Source organism: Microbacterium sp., from assembly GCF_035277845.1.
Lineage (GTDB): Bacteria > Actinomycetota > Actinomycetes > Actinomycetales > Microbacteriaceae > Microbacterium.
Map to the genome: position 1 here is coordinate 1 of NZ_DATEJS010000150.1, position 4,609 is coordinate 4,609.

Genomic DNA, 4,609 nt, shown 5'->3' on the forward strand with positions numbered 1-4,609 from the left:
CGCCGCCCGCGGGCAGGAGGAGGTGGCATCCGCGCTGCGGGACCGGCGGCGGGTGTGCCGGCTCGGCGTCTTCCCGACGGCCGCGGCCCGGCTGCTGCCGGCGATCGTGGCCGCCGCGACGGATGCCGGGCTGCGCATCGACGTCACCGAGGCCGAGAACGAGGCCCTCTGGGCCGACTTCGACGCGCTCCGCCTCGATGCCGTCATCACCTATGAGACCGAGCCGCGCGGGCGCGCCGGCGGCGAACGCCTCTTCGAGGAGCACTTCGGCATCCTGCTCGCCCGCACGCATCCCCTCGCCGACCGGGATCAGGTGTCGCTCGCCGACCTGCGCGACGAAGCCTGGATCGTCGGCCGCGACCCGGACGACGCGATCGACAGCATGCTGCACGACTTCACCCGACGCGCCGGCTTCACGCCGGACGAGGTGCAGCGCAGCGACGACTACCGGGTGGTGGCGGCCTACGTCGCAGCCGGCCTCGGCATCGCCTTCGTGCCCGAGCTCGCGCTGCCGGTGAGCTCCGACGACTGCCGGTTCCTCACGCTGGCGGACCGGGTTCCGCCGCGGATGGTGTCCCTGCACGCCGCGCCGCACCTGCCCGCGGAGATCGGCGAGGTGCTGAGAGCGGGGCTGCTGCAGGGGTGAGGCCCACGGCTCGAGCTTCATAGGATCGGCATAGCGGAGACCGACGGTCGTTCTTGTTTGCGGGCGTCTCATGGAAGACATGACCGAGCAGAGCGACCCTCAGCAGCCGACGCCCGAGGAACAGGCGACGCCGTTCCCGACGCACCCCGCGACCTCCGACCGGACCCGTGGGCGTCTGCGGCCGAGGCTGATCGTCGGCGCGGCGGCAGGGGCCGTGGCGCTCCTCGGGATCGGCGCGGCGCTGGGTGTCGGCGTGGCGTCGGCATCCCATTCGTCGGCGAGTGCGCAGAGTCAGGGCCCGGGGGCCGGATTCCCCGGCTACGGGTCGGGCGGCCCGGCCTCCGGCGGCTCGGGATCGCCGGGGTGGGGTGACGGGTACGGCGGCTCCGGACGCGGCGGCTCAGGCTCCGGCGGCACCGGCGGCAACGGCGGCAACGGTGGAGGGCCCGGCTCGCAGACCACCGCCGTGTCGGGGACGGCCGCGACGACGGCGCAGTCGCGGGGGATCGTGCTCATCGACACGACGATCGACTACGGACAGGCCGAGGCCGCCGGCACCGGCATGGTCGTCACGAGCACGGGCGAGGTCCTCACCAACAACCACGTGGTCGAAGGCGCGACGAGCATCACCGTCGAGGTCCCCTCGACCGGCAGGAAGTACACGGCGACGGTCGTCGGGACGGATGCGGCGGACGACGTCGCCGTCCTCCGGCTGCAGCACGCATCCGGGCTCGCCGCGGCATCCTTCGACACGTCGAACAGCGTGAAGGTCGGGGACGGCGTGACCGGCGTCGGCAACGCCCAGGGCGGCGGCACGCTGATCGCGGCATCCGGTTCGGTCACCGCCCTCGACCAGGGCTTGACCACGCAGGCCGACGGGTATGCGGCATCCGAGACGCTCAGCGGCATGATCGAGACGAACGCGGCGATCCAGTCCGGCGACTCCGGCGGACCGCTGTACGGCTCGAACGGCAGGATCGTGGGCATGGACACGGCGGCCAGCGCCGGCGGTGTCGCCGATTCGTTCGCGATCCCGATCACGACGGCCCTCTCGATCGCGCACGAGATCACGTCCGGCGCGGGCGGATCCGGCATCCAGCTCGGCACGCCGGCGTTCCTCGGAGTCGAGGTCGCCCCGGCGGACGCCCAGAACGGCTACGGATACGGGTACGGATACGGGTCCGGCGCCACGCAGACCTCGGGTGCGACGATCAGCGGCGTGATCGACGGAACCCCCGCGGCGCAGGCGGGCCTGCAGGCGGGCGACGTCATCACGTCCGTCGACGGCACCGCGGTGAGCTCGTCCGGTGCCCTCTCCGGCATCCTGAAGCAGCACAAAGCCGGTGAGCGCGTCACCATCACGTACAGGGATGCCTCCGGCCGGGCCCGATCCGTGCCCGTCACCCTGATCGCCGGCCCCGCGGCCTGACCCGCCTCCGCCGGCGGGACCGGCGAGGTGTATAGCCTGGCTATTGATATATATAGCCAGGCTATGTATAGTTGAGGCATGTCCACCGATCAGCCCGACACCGTGCGCGCACTGATCGCCGACCTCGTGCAGGCCGGCGGACGCCTCACCCGCCTCGCCCGCCGGGCCTCCGGCGACGCCACCACGGCGGCGACGTGGCGCACGCTCTCCGTGCTGCAGTCCTCCGGGCCGACGCGGCTCGGCGAGCTCGCGCAGGCGTCGGGGGTCGCCCAGCCGACGATGACCAAGATCGTCGCCGGACTCGTCGAGCGGGGCGAGGTCGAGCGGGTGGCCGACGAAGCCGATCACCGGGTGTCGCTCATCGCATTGACGGATGCCGGCGACGCCGTGCTGAATCAGTGGCGCGCCCGCGTCGCCGAAGCGCTCGTGCCGGCGTTCGACGATCTCACCCCCGGGCAGATCGACACCATCCGATCCGCCCTCGAGCTGATCCGCCCGCGCATCGCCCGCGGACACCAGGAACTCACCGCACCGATCCGAAAGGTCATCGACTAGTCATGTCGTCCCACGCCCCGCAGACGGGCTCCTCCATCCTCAAGCAGCCGCTGGCCGTCTGGGCCGTCGCGTTCTCCAGCGTCATCGCCTTCATGGGCATCGGCCTGGTCGACCCGATCCTGCCGGCCATCGCGAAGGAGCTGCAGGCGACGCCGACGCAGACCGAGATGCTGTTCACGACCTACCTGTTCGTGACCGCCATCGCGATGTTCTTCACCAGCTGGGTCTCCAGCCGCATCGGCGCCAAGCGGACGCTGCTGATCGGCCTCGCGCTGATCGTCGTCTTCGCCGCGCTCGCCGGCGCATCCGGCTCGATCGGCGGCATCATGGGCTTCCGCGCCGGCTGGGGCCTCGGCAACGCCCTCTACATCTCGACCGCCCTCGCCACGATCATCGGCGCGGCATCCGGCGGCACCTCGAGCGCCATCATCCTGTACGAAGCGGCGCTGGGTCTCGGCATCGCGATCGGCCCGCTGCTGGGCGGATGGCTCGGCTCGATCAGCTGGCGCGGACCTTTCTTCGGCACCGCGGTGCTCATGGCCATCGGCTTCATCGCGATCATCACGCTGCTGCGCAAGAACCCGGAGAAGCCGCAGCCGACCAGCATCGTCGCCCCGTTCAAGGCGCTCGGCAAGCCCGCGCTGACCCTGCTCGCGATCGCCGCGATCTTCTACAACTTCGGCTTCTTCACCCTGCTGGCCTACTCGCCGTTCGCGCTCGTGCCGCTGGGTGTCGAGGATGCCCAGACCCTCGGCTTCATCTTCTTCGGCTGGGGCGTGGCCCTGGCGGTGACGTCGGTGTGGGTCGCTCCCTTCCTGACGCGCTTCCTGCCGCGCACCCGCGTGCTGTGGATCGTGATGGTGCTGCTCGGCCTGACGCTCATCGTCGCGGGCTTCGCGATCGACTCGATCGCCGGCATCATCGTCTGCATCATCGTGGGCGGCCTGTTCCTCGGTGTCATCAACACGGTGCTCACCGAGTGCGTGATGTCCGCGACCGACCTGCCCCGCACGGTGGCGTCCTCGGCCTACTCCGGCGTGCGCTTCCTCGGCGGTGCGATCGCCCCGCCGATGACCACGTGGCTGGCCGGGCAGTTCACCGGCTCCACGCCGTACTTCGTCGGCGGTGCGGCCGTCATCGTCGCCGCGGCGATCATCGTCGTCGGCAGCAAGAAGCTCGCGCACGTCAACCTCGAGGAGGAGACGCCGGAGCAGACCGCCGCGATCCTCACGATCGCCGACGCCGACTGAGTCGCGCTGTCACCGGGGAGGGGCGTTCCGTCGAGGGGTGCCCCTCCTTCCGTCTGTCGGGCTCAGCCGGCGAACCTGTCGAACACGGGCGCGAGGTCCACGACGTGCGCATCCGTGCCGAGCGCCCGCACCAGGTGCCCGCCGCGCTCCAGACGCAGCACCGTCGCTCCCGGCGCATCCGTCACCGCCGGGATGCCACCCGCCTCCGCCCCCACCGCCAGCACGCTGTCCACCACCCGATGCGTGCCGAGCACGCCCGGCACCGGAGCATCCCCGCACACGCGCAGGGTCTCCACCAGCAGCGGGCCTCCGGCATCCGTCACGTCCAGCCGGGAGACGACCGTGCCGCCGCGCTCACCGGCCCGCCCGAGCACGAGCGTCTCCCGCACGATCGCGCTCGCTCCGGCACCGAGGGTCACGCTCATCGAGCGCTCCACCGATGCGCCGTCCGCGACGACGAACGGCAGCGCCCGCCAGGTGAGCCGTGCCCCGTCTCCGAGCGACGCGCGCACGTCCCACGTCGCCGTGCGCCCCTCGCCGTCGTAGGCGACGGTGCCGCCGACGTCCTCGATGTGCAGCGTGCAGCCGGATGCCACCCGCACGTCGAGCCGCACGGAATCCCCGCCGAGCAGCAGTGCGCCGCCGGCCCCGATCGCGACCCACGCCGTCGCGGGCCCGCGGGACACCAGCCACGGCACGATGCCCGCCCCGCGCAGTCCGACCCGTGCG

5 protein-coding genes are annotated in these 4,609 nt (G+C 71.9%); 4 read left to right on the forward strand and 1 reads right to left on the reverse strand.

Annotated elements, in window-relative coordinates; translation table 11 throughout:
• The 4 genes from VJR25_RS06525 to VJR25_RS06540 all read left to right on the forward strand — a co-directional run.
• Nucleotides 1-646: LysR substrate-binding domain-containing protein (locus VJR25_RS06525; protein WP_324113777.1), on the forward strand; the 646-nt coding region annotated here is incomplete at its 5' end.
• Between the two features lie 79 nt (nt 647-725).
• Nucleotides 726-2,075: a S1C family serine protease gene (locus VJR25_RS06530; RefSeq protein WP_324113780.1), complete on the forward strand. Its 1,350-nt coding sequence runs from the start codon at nt 726-728 to the stop codon at nt 2,073-2,075.
• Nucleotides 2,076-2,153: 78 nt separating this feature from the next.
• On the forward strand, nt 2,154-2,630 hold the full coding sequence (locus VJR25_RS06535) for a MarR family winged helix-turn-helix transcriptional regulator (protein ID WP_324113782.1): 477 nt from the start codon (nt 2,154-2,156) through the stop codon (nt 2,628-2,630).
• Nucleotides 2,631-2,632: 2 nt separating this feature from the next.
• Nucleotides 2,633-3,880 (forward strand): MFS transporter, encoded by a 1,248-nt coding sequence (locus tag VJR25_RS06540; protein WP_324113784.1) that lies wholly within the window; start codon nt 2,633-2,635, stop codon nt 3,878-3,880.
• Between the two features lie 62 nt (nt 3,881-3,942).
• On the opposite strand, the gene VJR25_RS06545 is transcribed toward VJR25_RS06540, so the two are convergent.
• Nucleotides 3,943-4,609 (reverse strand): urease accessory protein UreD (locus VJR25_RS06545; protein WP_324113786.1); only part of this gene is annotated, 667 nt, incomplete at its 5' end.

What these genes read in the sequence shown, in the direction of transcription:
- VJR25_RS06540 (WP_324113784.1), top strand. Translation starts at nt 2,633, where the DNA reads ATGTCGTCCCACGCCCCGCAGACGGGCTCCTCCATCCTCAAGCAGCCG.
- VJR25_RS06535 (WP_324113782.1), top strand. Translation starts at nt 2,154, where the DNA reads ATGTCCACCGATCAGCCCGACACCGTGCGCGCACTGATCGCCGACCTC.
- VJR25_RS06530 (WP_324113780.1), top strand. Translation starts at nt 726, where the DNA reads ATGACCGAGCAGAGCGACCCTCAGCAGCCGACGCCCGAGGAACAGGCG.